We start from the raw sequence: 14853 nt of genomic DNA, 5'->3' as shown, positions 1-14853 counted from the left end.
ACATCAAGCTGCTATGCAGTCTTTATTGGGATTCTCATCCGATAGAATGAACGCCAAACAAATACCAAGCCCAGAATTAAGAATGGTATAGCAATAAATATAGAATAATCACTATCGGGATTGGAGCGCATTTCTATACAGATTTCTGTTGCCAACAATCCGAATAGGGTAGAGAACTTGATGATAGGGTTTAACGATACGGACGAAGTATCTTTGAATGGGTCGCCCACAGTGTCTCCTATTACTGCCGCTTCGTGCAGAGGAGTGTTCTTTTCTTTCAAGTCTACTTCTACTACTTTCTTAGCGTTATCCCAGCTACCTCCCGCATTAGCCATGTAGATGGCCTGGAACAATCCGAATACAGCGATAGATACAAGGTAAGCCACAAAGAAGTTAGGGTCGAGGAATGCAAATGCCAATGTGAGCGAAATAAGGGCGATAAATATGTTCCACATCCCTTTTTGTGCATATTGGGTACAAATCTTGACCACGGCGATAGAATCTTCGATGTCTGCTTCTTTTTTGGTGATATCGAATGTGCGTTTGATGAATTCTACAGCACGATAAGCTCCTGTGGTAACGGCTTGCATAGAAGAACCACTAAACCAGAAGATAACAGCACCACCACAGATCAGCCCGAGAAGTACCGGCGCATCGGTTAGAGACAGTTTCAGCAGCCCTACTTTTTCGAGCAGCAAGATGATGGAGAATATCATCGTTGTAGCACCTACTACGGCTGTTCCGATCAATACCGGTTTGGCTGTAGCCTTGAAGGTGTTTCCTGCCGAGTCATTTGCTTCGAGAAAATGTTTTCCGTTTTCGAAATTAGGTGTAAAACCATATTCATTCTTTATCTCCTCAGATATATTCGGAATGCTTTCTATTTGCGACAATTCGAATACCGATTGGGCATTGTCTGTTACAGGGCCATAGCTGTCTACGGCAATGGTTACAGGGCCCATACATAAGAACCCGAATGCAACCAACCCGAATGCAAAGATAGAGGCGTGAGGGCCTAATATGGCGTCCAATCCCATCTGTGCGGTAAAAAATGCACCTGTCATCAGCGCTGCGATAAGCAATCCTGTCCAGAATGCTCCGAAATAACCGGCTACAATACCCGATAGGATATTCAGTGACGGGCCTCCTTCGCGTGAAGCGGTGACGATTTCTTTCACATGTTTCGATTTGGAACTGGTAAAGAACTTCGTAAACTCAGGAATCAATACCGCAGCAAGTGTACCGCAGCTGATAATAATTGCCAATTTCCACCAAAGGCTGCCATTTGCCGGGTTGCCTGTGATTTCTACCATATCGCCTAGCAATAGGTGGCTCATAAAGAAGCTCGCCGAGATACAAAGAACAGCGGCGATAATGATGAGGCGCATCAAAGGAGACTCGAAGTCGAATTCTTTTTTATTTCCGTATAGTCTTTTCGATATAGCCTGATTGATAAAGAATGCACATCCCGACAAGAAGTCCATCAAGAAACGCATTCCGAATATCCATACTATCAGTTTAGCCTGAATATGCGGATCTTCTACGGCTAATGTGATAAATGCAATCAGAGCAACCCCTGTTACACCGTATGTTTCAAATCCGTCGGCTGTAGGGCCTACACTGTCACCGGCATTGTCGCCTGTACAGTCGGCTATCACACCCGGATTGCGGGGATCGTCTTCTTTTACCTTGAAAACAACCTTCATCAGGTCGGAACCGATGTCGGCAATTTTGGTAAATATACCTCCGGCAATACGCAAGGCACTTGCTGCAAGCGATTCGCCAATAGCAAATCCCAAGAAGCAGATACCTACTATTTCGCGAGGCACAAAAAGAAGGATAATAACCATAAGTACCAGCTCGAGAGAGATGAGGAACAGACCGACGCTCATGCCGGCCTTCAACGGTATATTAACGACATCCAACGGACGTCCTTTTAACGAAGCAAATGCGGTGCGTGCATTGGCATAGGTATTTACACGAATACCAAACCAAGCCACAGTGTAAGACCCTGCCATACCTACAATGGAGAATAACAAGACTTGAATAACAACCCCGAAAGACTGCCCGATCAATCCGAAGAAGTAGATGCATAGCACAAGGGCAATCAATGCAAACAACATCAGAAGGAATTTACCTTGCTGGATCAGATATGTCCGGCAAGTGGCGTAAATAGTAGCAGCTACTTTGAGCATAGAGTCGTGAGCAGGTAATCTCTTGACCTGACGGAACAAGAGAAGACTGAAACATAATGTTCCAGCAATGATCAGTGCACCATAAAATAAAAAATCCCATGAAGTAATCGCAGTTCCAAAGATGTGGAAGGTGCCCTCATGGAGATCAGGAATCGCCAGGTCGGCTTCGCTTGCAAACGTAGATAGGTTAACACCAAGAAGCAGACCAATCAGTAGACCAACATTTTTTAGTTTTTTCATGATAAAAAATTGTATTTAGATAGACAATAACAAACATACTCTCTCCCTAAAATACCAACTGAAAATATGTTTGTTTATCAGTTTCCGCTCCGAACTAAAAATTGTTTTGAATTTACAAAATTTAATCCTTTTTCGATCTATTTTTTATTGATTTTCTTACCGTTAAAAAAACGTTTTAAGTAAAAATAACAATGGAGGAGTTAAATTAACATTTGGCTCACCTCCGTGCTTGTTTTATGATGTTTTTTATATGTTAAACAACATGTTTTGCTTAGTAATAAGCTAATTACCTTGATGAGGCGGTGGATACCTTCAAAAATTATTGTTGCTTGAGATTGTTTCGATTTAACAAATTACAGTTATAAGAAGGAATAATTTCCTGCGATAAACGGATGAGATGCTTCGCCCCTCCGCTTGACAAAATCTTATATTAGTTTAAATTGATCTGCGTCTTGCAGTGCCGGAAATTTATTTCTGAACCTGATTAAATCTTGCATGTCGATTGTTCCGCTTACAATATCTTCTTCTGTTCCGGCTTCAGCGATGGTTTTGCCCATAAAGTCGTAAAGGGCTGTTCCCCCGCTGTATTGTACATAAGGGTCGCTGCCTGTGCGGTTTACGGCTGCTACATAACAAACGTTTTCTATGGCACGAGCCCGCACTAGGGTATTCCATGCATCCAAACGTACGGTAGGCCAGTTGGCTACATATATTATCATGTCATAGTCACCCCTGTTGCGCGAATAAACAGGAAAGCGTACATCATAACATATCTGCAACAGAATGCGGAAACCGTGGTATTCTACAACGACTCTTTCTTCTCCGGCGGTGTATTCTTTATGTTCTCCCGCAAAGGTAAACAGATGTCGTTTGTTGTATGTCACATAGCTTCCGGCGGGTTTGACGAAATATAAGCGGTTATAGTATTTTCCATTCTCTTCGGTGGCTACACTTCCTGCCAAAGCCATATTGCGGCGTAAAGCAATGGATTGCATCCACAGCAGTGTATCTGTATCAGCTTTTTCGGCTGCACCTTTGGGTGATGTGCAAAAACCGGTGGTGAACATTTCGGGTAAAACGACAAGGTCTGTAGAATCTGATAACGAATCTATCAAATTCTCGACATGCTCTCTGTTGGCTTCAGGCTTCTGCCATACGATGTCAGTTTGCAGCAATTTAATGTTCATGTATATCAGATATTTATTTGATGATATTAGCTTCGAAGTTAAAGATTTTCTATAAAAGAAAAAAGTTACATTTTGTAAAAGTCTATTTTAATTTCAGGCAGAAATGAATTTTGCTTTCGCTTCGTATCATCTGTAACGATTTTTTGTAGATTTGTATATTGTTAAAAGGAATGAAATCAATACCTGTATATAATTTTCATAAAACAAAATACGGAGAAGAACTCCTTATCGATGTTGTCAGGCTTGCAGATATACAGAAGTATATACAAAAAGATCCTGTACACACATTATCTTATTATGACATTACTTTTATAGAGAGTGATAATGTGGCGTTTGGTCTCAACAATAGCAAATACACGTTGGATAGTGGCGATGTTGTTTTCTCAAAGCCCGGAGATGTGCGTGCATGGATAAAAAGCGAAAATACGCCGGATGGCTATGCGCTAATTTTTGAAGGTGAATTTCTACTTTCTTTTTTCAACGACCCACTCTTTCTGCAAAGCCTTTCGTATTTCGGAACACAAAGAAAGATTCATAAGATAAGTATTGCTGCTATAAAGGAACGGATAGTATATCTTGTTGGCAATATAACAGCCGAAATGCAAGACTATCAGTCGAAAGACAAACATATATTAAGGGCATTGCTTTATGAAATACTGATGCTCCTCGACCGTGAATACAAAAAGCAAAATGAAGGTGAAAGCGAAATGCGGGTAATGCCGAGCAGACATGTCGATTCTTTTGTCGAAGCGGTAGATAAAGACTTCAGGGAGTTTCACGACACAGCGTATTATGCCGACAAGCTGTGTATAACACCTAATTATCTGAACGCCATCGTGAAAAAGGCGATGGGTGTAAATGCAAAGCTCTATATTCAGAACAAGATACTTGCGGAAGCAAAAAAGATGCTGGCGTATTCCAATTTGTCTGTATCTGAAATAGCCGAGCATCTTAATTTTGAGACTTCTTCTTATTTTATTCGCTTTTTTAGAAAATATACCCACTCCACACCGCTGCAATATCGCAATAGTGAAAAACGTTGAAAAGTGCTATTTTCTCCGTAGTTTATATCCTGATAAATAGGCAAACGATCTCTATTTTTGTCTAATAAATATCTATTTTATTAAAATGAGTCGGGAGTCTTTCTTACACTCAGAATGACAGAGAAGTGAAATGATAAAGAATACATAATCTAATAACAAAAGACATGGATAAAGAAATCATCAAGAAAAAGATCATCGAAATGGAAGTTGCAGCTTTGGAGCTTTGGAACACAGGAAACCCTGACGGTTATCTGGCTATTTACTCTCCTGACTTTACCTATTTTGATCCGTATCAGGAAAAAAGGCTTGACGGCTTTGAGAGAATAAAAGAGTTGTATGAGAGTATGAGAAATAATTTTCAGGTAGAGCGTTACGAAATGATAGACCCTGTGGTACAGGTATATCCACAAACGGCTGTGTTGACATATAATCTGATTTCTTATTCCGGCGAAGAGCTTTACCGATGGAATTGTACCGAAGTGTATCAATTGAACGACAAGGCTGAGTGGAAAATAATCCATAACCACTGGTCGCTGATAAAACCGTTGGGATAAAAATACTTCTAGTCATTGACAGTGTATTTCCTATACCTTATTATTATAAACGAAGCATCTCTACTAAAATAGTGGAGATGCTTTTAATCATTGATCTGATAAATATCTTCAGCTTGTACCTTATCTATTATGTATCTCTACTTTTTGAGTAGGGGCTTTTTCTGCATTGCGTTTTTCTACCGAACTGATAAAGTTATCGGCAAGATGTGCAAACGCCATTCCCGTGATCGTGTTTTCGTTCAATGCTACAGGCACACCCTTGTCGCCACCTTCGCAAATGCTTTGTACAATAGGTATTTGTCCTAGTAATGGTACATTCATTTCTTCTGCCAGATTTTTTGCACCTTCTTTGCCGAAGATGAAATACTTGTTTTCAGGCAGTTCGGCAGGAGTAAACCATGCCATGTTCTCTACCATGCCGAGGATAGGCACATCTACCTTTTCGTTGGTAAACATATTGATTCCCTTGCGGGCATCGGCAAGTGCTACCTGCTGAGGGGTGCTGACTACTACCGCTCCGGTTATTGCAAGCGTTTGCACCAGTGTGAGGTGAATGTCGCTTGTTCCGGGTGGAAAGTCGATAAGGAAATAATCGAGTTCGCCCCAGTTACCGTCGTTTATCAGTTGCTTCAATGCATTGCCTGCCATTGCTCCACGCCATACTACAGCGTCGTCTCTGTTTACAAAGAAACCTATCGAAAGCATTTTCACGCCATACTTTTCTATCGGAACGATGTATTCTTTTCCGTCAATCGGTTCAAGAAACGGGCGAGCTTCTTCTTCGTCAAACATTTTGGGTAACGAAGGTCCGAAGATATCGGCATCGAGCAAGCCCACCTTGTAGCCTTTCTTGGCAAGGGCAACCGCCAGATTTACCGATACGGTGCTTTTGCCTACACCGCCTTTTCCGGACGATATGGCAATGATATTTTTTACCTGAGGCAGTGCTTTCACCGGTTTGGGTGCTTCTACCTGTTGGGTTTTTACTTCAATATTTCCTTTTATGTCGACATTGGGGTCAACGTAAGTCAGGATAGCTGTTTCGGCAGCTTTCACTATCGATTTGATAAACGGGTCGTTCGCTTTTTCGAAAAGTAGAGAAAAGCTTACTTTCATTCCGTCGATGTGGATATCGTCGGACACAAATCCCATTTCTACGATATCCTTCCCTGTGCCGGGATAACGCACATTGCGCAGTGCGTCGATAATTAATTTAGGATATATATTAGCCATTTTTAGTTGATTGATTTAATATATTACTTCGCCCAAAGCTGCGATAGTCGTCTTTTTCGATCTCTATGTCGGGTTCTATCCAGTGGTCGCGATGTTGACATTCAAATTTTATATACTTGATATTTAAACCCCTTGCCAGCCATTGTTGTTCATAGTAGGTTTGTATTTTAAGTATATCGTCCACAAGCTGAGAGTGATACAGATCGTCCGTTTCGAACAGTACAGGCAAAGCGTTTGCTTTCACCATCTCGCTGGTGTAGGTGTACATGAAGTTGCTGTCTGTTTTGAGGTGTACAATACCCTTGTCGGACAAAATCTCACGGTACAGCTTCATAAAGCGGGTAGAGGTCATCCGCTTGTTTACCTTGCTCATTTGCGGGTCGGGGAAGGTGATCCATATTTCAGACACTTCGCCCGCTGCAAAGAAGTGCGTTATCAGTTCTATGTGCGTGCGCAAGAATGCGACATTTTGCATGCCGGCTTCAAGAGACTGCTTTGCCCCTGTCCACATGCGTGCGCCTTTTATATCTACTCCTATGAAATTTTTGTTCGGATATAGCTTGGCAAGCCCTACGGTGTATTCGCCTTTGCCGCAGCCCAGTTCGAGGACTATCGGGTTGTCGTTCTTGAAGAAAAGCGAGTTCCACTTCCCTTTCATCTCAAATCCTTTTTCCTGCAAAACGGCAAACGGATATTGGAATACGTGCGGGTATTCCTCCATGTTGGCAAATTTGGCAAGCTTATTTTTTCCCATTGTTGTCAGCCCCCTATACCTCCGGAGGGGGAACCGGAATAAAAAATTCTTATATAACCCTCTTTGTACAAAGCCTCCCTTCGGGGAGGTTGGAGGGGCTCAAAACTGCTGCATGTCGCACAGTTTACGATAGTAGCCATTCTTTTCGAACAGCTCGTCGTGATGTCCACGTTCTACAATTTCGCCTTCGTGCATCACACATATTTCGTCCGCATTCTTTATTGTAGAAAGGCGGTGAGCGATAACCAGCGTGGTGCGGTTCTTCATCAGGTTGTCGAGCGCATCCTGTACCAGGCGTTCCGATTCGGTGTCGAGTGCCGATGTGGCTTCGTCGAGAATCAGTATCTGAGGGTTCTTGAGGATGGCGCGGGCAATGCTGATGCGTTGGCGTTGCCCCCCCGACAGTTTGCTGCCCCGGTCGCCTATATTCGTGTTGTATCTTTCTTCGGTGGCAATGATAAAATCGTGGGCATTGGCTATCTTGGCTGCCTCTACCACTCTTTCCATTGTGGCGTCATCTACACCAAACGCAATGTTGTTGTAGAATGTATCGTTGAAAAGGATTGCTTCCTGATTTACATTACCCATCAGCGAGCGGAGGTCGTGCACATCGGCATCCTTGATGTTTATATCGTCGATATAGATACCTCCCTTGTTTACGTCATAAAAACGGGGTAGGAGGTCGGCCATCGTAGATTTGCCCGAGCCCGATTGTCCCACAAGGGCAACTGTTTTCCCTTTAGGAATGGTGAGGCTTACATTCTTGATGATCCAATGACTGGTTTCGTATTTGAATTCTACATTTCTGTAGGTGATCGATTCTTTTAGTGATATTGGTTTCGGATTAGCAGGATTTTTAATGTTATTCTCTGCTTTTAGTATCTTGTCGATACGTTCAACCGAAGCCATCCCTTTTTGTATGGCGTAAACCGATTTGGATAGGTCTTTGGCCGGATTGATGATCAGATAAAATATAGTCAGGTAATAAATAAACTTCGATGCGTCCATTGATCCCGATCCGTCTAATATAAGCGTTCCTCCAAACCAAAGTACACAAACCACTGCAATCGTTCCCAAGAATTCGCTCATGGGGTGTGCCATCTGTTGGCGGCGAGCGATCTTGTTCGACATGTTTCTGAAAATATTGTTAGACGAGTCGAAACGGGTTTTCATCTTCGACTCGGCATTGAATGCTTTGATGATACGCAGTCCGCCCAGCGTTTCTTCTATCTGCGAAACAAGGCTTCCCCATTGGTTTTGTGCTGTCACCGATCTGCGTTTGAGGCTTTTGCCTACCTTGCCCATTATGTATCCGGCTATAGGTAGTAGTATCAATACGAAGATGGTAAGTTCCCAACTGATAAAAAGCATTGTACCCAGATATACGAGTATCATAATCGGGTTTTTGGTAACCATATCGAGCGAACTCATCACCGAATTTTCCACCTCGTTTACATCCCCTGTCATACGTGCAATAATATCGCCTTTGCGTTCTCCCGAGAAGAAACCGAGAGGCAGCGATAGTATTTTGTCGTTTATCTGTTTGCGGATATCCCGTACCACGCCTGTGCGTACATCTACAATATAGTGAGCACTGAGGTAGGTAGCACCGGTTTTGAATAAGGTCATCACCACAAGTGTTAGCCCCAAGCCAAGCAATACTGCTCCGCCCGAGTGTGTGGCCATCATATCCGAAAGGTATGCGTAGAAGTTGTTTTCGAGAACCTTATAGTTGAGCATCGTGCTGATGCTTGAAGTATCCACAGGCATGTATTCGTATACCTTTTCGTCTACCTTAAACAATATACGGAGTATAGGTACTATCAGCGCAAAAGAAAATACATTGAGGATAGCACTCAGTATGTTGAACACAAGATTTAGTGCTACTTGCCTTTTGTACGGAGGTACAAACCTCCTTATCAGTGTTATAAAGTCTTTCATCAGAAAGTTTTTGGGTGAAAAAATGTCGGGGTTTACGTCCCGGCGAAAAACGGCTGCAAGTTAGCCATAATTCTTTATTTATAGAATAGCTTTCAGGTATTTTAGATAATTGGCATATATGTTGTTTTAATGGAAATGTTTTGTGATATTTGACACTTAATTGGGTGAAGCAAGGCAAATATAGAGTATGGTAATGATATACGGTACGCAGCAGTTGTGCCGACTCTTTTTATTGTGAGATTTTGTGTTAATATTTCCGTTGTGAAAGATTTACAAAAAAATGAAATCTTACAGTTGATATTTTAAGAGTCTGTTTGAATTTTGCTCGTTCCAATTTTTAGAACTGTTTTCAGGATGATTTATTCTTTTGAGAAACGATAATAGCAGGCTATTAAAGTTGAACAAAAGGATAAAGCGGACAAAAAGAGACTAAAAATGAACGAAGAAAATCGGAGAAATATTCATAGAAAAATATTCGTGGAAAATTTAAACAGGTTCTAAATAGTTCCTACTTTTGTATTGTCTAAATGATGTATGAATGGTTAACCCTGTAAATCCAAAGTTTAATAGTTTTTTCACGAAATACTATAACCGCTTTGTTCGTTTTGCTAATTCGTATGTACGTAGTATGGATGTTGCGGAAGACCTCACCACAGAGGCCTTCATGATTTATTGGGACAATAAGGATAGCCTGAGTGCAGATTCTAATATAGAGGCATATATATTGACGATAATAAAAAACAAATGCCTCAACTACCTCAAACAAACAGAACGCAGAAGCCGGATACTTACCGATATGGGCAGCTATGCTCAATGGGAGCTTGATGTGCGTATCAGTTCGTTGGAAGCATGCGACCCCGAAGAGATATTCTCCGAAGAGATACAGCAGATTGTGAGAGATACACTGGCCAAACTACCACAGCGAACAATCGATATATTTGTTGAGAGCCGTTACAAAGAAAAATCGCATAAAGAAATAGCCGAAATGTTTGGCATTACACCCAAAGGAGTTGAATTTCACATCTCAAAAGCCCTGAGCTTGCTTCGGCTAAACCTGAAAGATTACCTTTCGGCGTGGATTGCGCTTTTCTTTATTCTGAATAAGTAGCTCTTGCTTATAATCGAATTTCATTTTTAATATTTGTTAACAATATTTTGACTAGGGATGTACTGCCTTCGTTTGTTATTCTTATACACGACATTCTTATAGAAAAAATATAAATAGTCGCAAAAAGTAAATGGATTCAGAATTGTTATTTAGGTTTTTTGAAGGTTTAACTACTGATAGTGAAGATCAAACGATAAAAGAATGGTTTGAAGCATCGCCTCAGCATCAGGAGCAGTTTTATCAGGAGAGAAAACTTTTTGATGCCTTGATCCTGCATCACGACCAAAGCAGCATCACTGCCGATAGTAGCATATTGGTAGAAGAACCGTCGACAGACCGTAAACGGATACTGTTTGGTACATTTATGAAAGTGGCGGCTGTTATTGCTATCTTGCTTATGAGCGGATTGCTGTACATGCAAATAAAAAACAGTAATGAAGACTATGGAATGCAGTCTATCAGTGTTCCTGCCGGGCAATATGTAAACCTTTCCTTGCCCGATGGTACACAAGTATGGCTCAATGCCCGTACCAAAATAGAATATCCGGTATCTTTCAATAAAAAACAACGTATCGTAAAGCTCGACGGGCAAGCCTATTTTGAGGTGGTGCACAACGAGGATAAACCCTTTATAGTAGAAACATCGAAAGGAAACGTGAGCGTACTGGGAACCAAGTTTGATGTGATGGCATATTCGGGTGAAGACGATTTTGTGGCCACACTGATGGATGGTAAGGTAAAGGTAGATCTTACGTCCGACCCTAGCCAGTCGTTGACCCTCAGCCCCAACACCAGAGCAGTTTTGAGAAATGGCAAGCTCGAGGTTTCGGGTATCGAAGACTATGATGTCTACCGATGGAAAGAGGGCTTGATCAGCTTCAATAATGCCTCTTTTGGCAGTATTATGCGCGACTTTGAAAAAATATACGGACTAAGAATCAATATAGACAATACGCATGTAGGCAAATATTCGTACACCGGTAAGTTCCGTTTTGTAGACGGCATCGACTATGCGTTACGGGTTTTGCAAAGAGATATAAAATTTGAATACCAAAGGGATCCTGAAACCCATATCATTAATATCAAGTAAAAATACAATCACTCTAAAATGTAAGCCAATGAAAAATATCTGATCGTAACAAAAAGTGCCAAAAAATGCTGCAACATTTTTTGGCACGTGAAACCAATACAGTTTTAATAAAAAAGAGTATCAATCTCATTAACAAAACAAATCTATGAAAAATAATGATTTGAAGGATGTTTTTTATTTAAAATATCCGGAATTAAAACAATTGACAAAAATCATGAGGGTTTTTATTTTATGTCTATTATGCAGCATACAATTCTTATTTGCTGAAAACTCTTACTCTCAGAGTGCAAGAGTGACAATGAACCTGAAAAATGTTAAGTTAGCCAAAGTCTTAAACGAAATCGAAAGCCAAACCAGCTATTTGTTTATTTACAATAACAAGGTTGGTGTAGATCAGACAACCACTGTGAACGTAAAAGATAAGCCCACCGCGGAGGTGCTTGATCATGTGTTGAAAAATACAAATATCAGCTATAGCATGGAAGGTGCACATATCATCCTTTCGGCGAATGCAAATACCAAAGAGACGAGTGCAACTCAGCAAGACAGGGTGGTAACAGGTACTATAAAGGATAAGAATGGCGAACCGCTCATCGGGGTTAGTGTCGCCATAAAAGGGACTACTACAGGTACAATGACCGACATTGACGGTAATTTCTCGATAAAAGTTCCTGCAGGAAAAGCGTTGGAAGTAACTTATATTGGTTATGTTTCGCAAACGCTGAATGTAGGAAGTCAAACTTCGTTCGATGTCGTATTGAAAGAAAGCGACGTGAACCTTGACGAAGTGGTGGTAACTGCTTTGGGTATCAAGAGAGCACAAAAGGCATTGAGCTACAATGTGCAGGAAATAAAAGGCGATGAACTTACAGGAGTAAAAGATGTAAACCTGATGAACTCCCTGTCGGGTAAAGTGGCCGGTGTAAACATCAATGCATCTGCTGCCGGTATCGGTGGAGCTACACGTGTGGTAATGCGTGGTTCTAAATCTATAACAAAGGATAACAACGCATTGTACGTGATAGACGGTGTGCCTATCTTCAACGCCAACAAGGGCGGATTGAATCAGAACAATGAGTATGCCGATCAGCCTCGTGGAGAGGGAATCTCTGACCTCAACCCCGACGATATCGAAAGCATGTCGGTGCTTACCGGTCCTGCCGCTGCTGCCCTTTACGGGTCTAACGCTGCAAATGGTGCGATTGTGATCACAACCAAAAAGGGAGCTACAGGTAAACCAAAAGTGACAATATCCAACCAGACTACATTCTCTCGTCCGTTTGTGATGCCTGATTTCCAAAACAAATATGGAAACAAAACAGGTGAGTATAAGAGCTGGGGCGATGTGCAAAACAAATACGCTTACAATCCTTCAGACTTTTTCGATACAGGTGCTACTTCCCAAACATCGGCTACACTGTCGGTAGGTACAGACAAGAATCAGACATTTATGTCGTTGGGTTCTACTAAAGCCAATGGTATAATACCTGAAAACGATTATATGAAATACAATGCAACGTTGAGGAATACAACTAAATTCTTGAACGATAAAATGATCCTCGATTTCGGCTTTAGCTATATCAAGCAAAAAGACCAGAATATGATGGCTCAGGGACAATACTACAATCCGCTTACTGCAATATATACGTATCCGAGAGGCGAAGATTTTAGCTACGCCAAAAACTATGAAGTATATAGCGATGCATTGGGATACAACGTTCAGCAGTGGAAGTTTGGAGACCAAGGCTTAGGTATGCAAAACCCATATTGGGTGATCAATCGCAACAGAATGGTAAACAAGCGCGACCGCTATATGATGAACGTAAACCTGCAATACAATATCTTCGACTGGATGAATGTAATGGGACGTGCTCGTCTCGACAATTCGCAGAATAACTTCACGCAGAAGAATTATGCTTCTACTCACCAATTGTTTGCATCCGAAACAGGACGTTTCAAGTCTACAAAAGAAGACTACAAACAAGCGTATGCCGACTTGTTGTTGAACATCAATAAGTACTTCGGCAACTACTCTTTGTCTGCCAATATCGGTACAAGTATCTCTGATATGCGTTCCGACGAAAGCGGCGTAGATGGTGCATCGTTGATGATTCCTAACTTCTTTGCGATAACAAATATCGACAAGAATGCACCTAAAACCAGATTGATACAAGACGGCTGGCACGAACAAACACAGTCGGTATTCGCCAATGTGGAACTAGGCTGGAAGAGCATGTTGTACCTTACATTGACAGGTCGTAACGACTGGGCTTCTGCTCTTGCAAACACAAGCAACAGCTCGTTCTTCTACCCATCGGTAGGGGTTTCGGGTGTGGTATCCGAAATGGTGAAATTGCCAAGCTTTATTTCGTATATGAAAGTACGTGGGTCTTACTCTTCGGTAGGCTCGGCTATTCCTCGCAACTTGTCTATCCCGACATACGAATATGACGAGCAGGGAGGTTTCTGGAAAACCAACACATATATGCCGATAAAAGACCTTAAGCCTGAAAGAACAGGATCGTGGGAAGCAGGTTTGAGCACTAAATTCTGGGGCAACAGACTGAGCTTCGACATGACATGGTACAAGTCTAACACCAAAAATCAGACGCTTGAAGTACCTGTATCTCCTACTACAGGCTATACATCGATGTATATACAAACAGGTAATGTAGAAAACCAAGGTGTGGAAATCACATTGGGAGCCGACAACAAATGGGGTAACTTCAACTGGAACTCGACTTTTACTGCCAGCTACAACAAAAATACGATCAAACAGCTCGGTAAATATGCCGATCCTGTTACCGGAGAGATGGTTACACTTGAGTCTATTTCCCAGGGCGGTATAGGAGCTTCAGAATTCCGTTTGATGGCAGGCGGTACAATGGGCGACTTCTATGTTAAGAAAAAATTGAAATATGATGATAAAGGAGCTGTCGTTCTGAACGAAAACGGTAGCCCTGAACTCGAAAACACAATGGATAAAGTGGGCTCGGTGCTTCCTAAATGGAACTTAGGCTTCAGAAACGACTTCAGATGGAAAGATATCAACTTTGGATTCCTCGTATCGGCACGTTTGGGCGGTATCGTTGTTTCTCCTACACAGGCTATTTTGGACGGATTCGGCGTAACTAAAGCCACTGCCGTTGCCAGAGACAATGGAGGCGTAATGATCGGTAATACGAAGATCGACCCTTACAAATACTATTCTGTAACAGGACAAACCGAAGGCTTATTGTCAGATTATATCTACAAAGCCACTAACGTTCGTTTGCAAGAAGTATCGGTAGGTTATACCCTGCCTAGTAAATGGTTCAACGATGTAATGAAAGTAAATGTATCGTTCGTAGGGCGTAACCTGTGGATGATCTACAACAAAGCTCCTTTCGATCCAGAAGCAACAGCTTCTACCGGAACTTACTTCCAGGGTATCGACTACTTTATGCAGCCAAGTCTTCGCAATTTGGGATTCAGCGTTAAGGTAGAGTTCTAATATTAATTCATTACG

General features: G+C 41.7%; 10 protein-coding genes. 5 read left to right on the top strand and 5 right to left on the bottom strand.

Annotated elements, in window-relative coordinates; all coding sequences use genetic code 11:
- Nucleotides 1-11 precede the first annotated feature (11 nt).
- The gene (locus B3P17_RS00920) at nt 12-2435 is read right to left on the bottom strand and encodes a sodium-translocating pyrophosphatase (RefSeq protein ID WP_252638357.1); all 2424 of its coding nucleotides are present in this window, start codon (nt 2433-2435) and stop codon (nt 12-14) included.
- A 425-nt stretch (nt 2436-2860) separates the two neighbouring features.
- Nucleotides 2861-3622 carry an amidohydrolase gene (locus tag B3P17_RS00915; protein WP_291102623.1) on the bottom strand — a complete coding sequence of 254 codons (762 nt, stop codon included), beginning with the start codon at nt 3620-3622 and terminating at the stop codon, nt 2861-2863.
- A 170-nt stretch (nt 3623-3792) separates the two neighbouring features.
- On the opposite strand from B3P17_RS00915, the gene B3P17_RS00910 reads away from it, so the two are divergent.
- Together B3P17_RS00910 and B3P17_RS00905 are read left to right on the top strand one after the other, a co-directional pair.
- On the top strand, nt 3793-4665 hold the full coding sequence (locus B3P17_RS00910) for an AraC family transcriptional regulator (RefSeq protein WP_252638355.1): 873 nt from the start codon (nt 3793-3795) through the stop codon (nt 4663-4665).
- A gap of 164 nt (nt 4666-4829) precedes the next feature.
- Nucleotides 4830-5219 carry a YybH family protein gene (locus tag B3P17_RS00905; protein ID WP_252638354.1) on the top strand — a complete coding sequence of 130 codons (390 nt, stop codon included), beginning with the start codon at nt 4830-4832 and terminating at the stop codon, nt 5217-5219.
- 120 nt (nt 5220-5339) lie between these two features.
- On the opposite strand, the gene B3P17_RS00900 is transcribed toward B3P17_RS00905, so the two are convergent.
- From B3P17_RS00900 to B3P17_RS00890, 3 genes are all read right to left on the bottom strand, one after another.
- Complete coding sequence (locus B3P17_RS00900) at nt 5340-6452, bottom strand: Mrp/NBP35 family ATP-binding protein (RefSeq protein WP_252638353.1); 1113 nt, start codon at nt 6450-6452, stop codon at nt 5340-5342.
- Entirely contained in the window at nt 6445-7206 is a 762-nt protein-coding gene (gene trmB / locus B3P17_RS00895) for a tRNA (guanosine(46)-N7)-methyltransferase TrmB (protein ID WP_252638352.1), read from the bottom strand. The genes B3P17_RS00900 and trmB overlap by 8 nt, the downstream gene beginning before the upstream one ends.
- Nucleotides 7207-7305: 99 nt before the next feature.
- A complete protein-coding gene (locus B3P17_RS00890) occupies nt 7306-9147 on the bottom strand; it encodes an ABC transporter ATP-binding protein (protein ID WP_252638351.1) in 1842 nt (613 codons plus the stop codon).
- A 538-nt stretch (nt 9148-9685) separates the two neighbouring features.
- Between B3P17_RS00890 and B3P17_RS00885 the strand changes: the two genes are divergently transcribed.
- The 3 genes from B3P17_RS00885 to B3P17_RS00875 all read left to right on the top strand — a co-directional run bounded on the left by B3P17_RS00885 (nt 9686) and on the right by B3P17_RS00875 (nt 14838).
- Nucleotides 9686-10255 (top strand): RNA polymerase sigma-70 factor, encoded by a 570-nt coding sequence (locus B3P17_RS00885; RefSeq protein WP_252638350.1) that lies wholly within the window; start codon nt 9686-9688, stop codon nt 10253-10255.
- Nucleotides 10256-10385: 130 nt separating this feature from the next.
- Nucleotides 10386-11345: a FecR family protein gene (locus B3P17_RS00880; RefSeq protein WP_252638349.1), complete on the top strand. Its 960-nt coding sequence runs from the start codon at nt 10386-10388 to the stop codon at nt 11343-11345.
- Nucleotides 11346-11490: 145 nt separating this feature from the next.
- Nucleotides 11491-14838, top strand: coding sequence for a TonB-dependent receptor (locus B3P17_RS00875; RefSeq protein ID WP_291102611.1), 3348 nt, complete (start codon nt 11491-11493; stop codon nt 14836-14838).
- Nucleotides 14839-14853: the final 15 nt, after the last annotated feature.

The organism is Dysgonomonas sp. UBA7630 (assembly GCF_002483985.1).
GTDB lineage: Bacteria > Bacteroidota > Bacteroidia > Bacteroidales > Dysgonomonadaceae > Dysgonomonas.
The sequence above is the reverse complement of the archived record's forward strand: the minus strand, read 5'-3'. Positions and strand labels throughout refer to the sequence as shown.

Bases quoted from the DNA above. Each gene is read 5' to 3' on its own strand.
- B3P17_RS00920 (WP_252638357.1), bottom strand. From the start codon at position 2,435: ATGAAAAAACTAAAAAATGTTGGTCTACTGATTGGTCTGCTTCTTGGT.
- B3P17_RS00915 (WP_291102623.1), bottom strand. From the start codon at position 3,622: ATGAACATTAAATTGCTGCAAACTGACATCGTATGGCAGAAGCCTGAA.
- B3P17_RS00910 (WP_252638355.1), top strand. From the start codon at position 3,793: ATGAAATCAATACCTGTATATAATTTTCATAAAACAAAATACGGAGAA.
- B3P17_RS00905 (WP_252638354.1), top strand. From the start codon at position 4,830: ATGGATAAAGAAATCATCAAGAAAAAGATCATCGAAATGGAAGTTGCA.
- B3P17_RS00900 (WP_252638353.1), bottom strand. From the start codon at position 6,452: ATGGCTAATATATATCCTAAATTAATTATCGACGCACTGCGCAATGTG.
- trmB (WP_252638352.1), bottom strand. From the start codon at position 7,206: ATGGGAAAAAATAAGCTTGCCAAATTTGCCAACATGGAGGAATACCCG.
- B3P17_RS00890 (WP_252638351.1), bottom strand. From the start codon at position 9,147: ATGAAAGACTTTATAACACTGATAAGGAGGTTTGTACCTCCGTACAAA.
- B3P17_RS00885 (WP_252638350.1), top strand. From the start codon at position 9,686: ATGGTTAACCCTGTAAATCCAAAGTTTAATAGTTTTTTCACGAAATAC.
- B3P17_RS00880 (WP_252638349.1), top strand. From the start codon at position 10,386: ATGGATTCAGAATTGTTATTTAGGTTTTTTGAAGGTTTAACTACTGAT.
- B3P17_RS00875 (WP_291102611.1), top strand. From the start codon at position 11,491: ATGAAAAATAATGATTTGAAGGATGTTTTTTATTTAAAATATCCGGAA.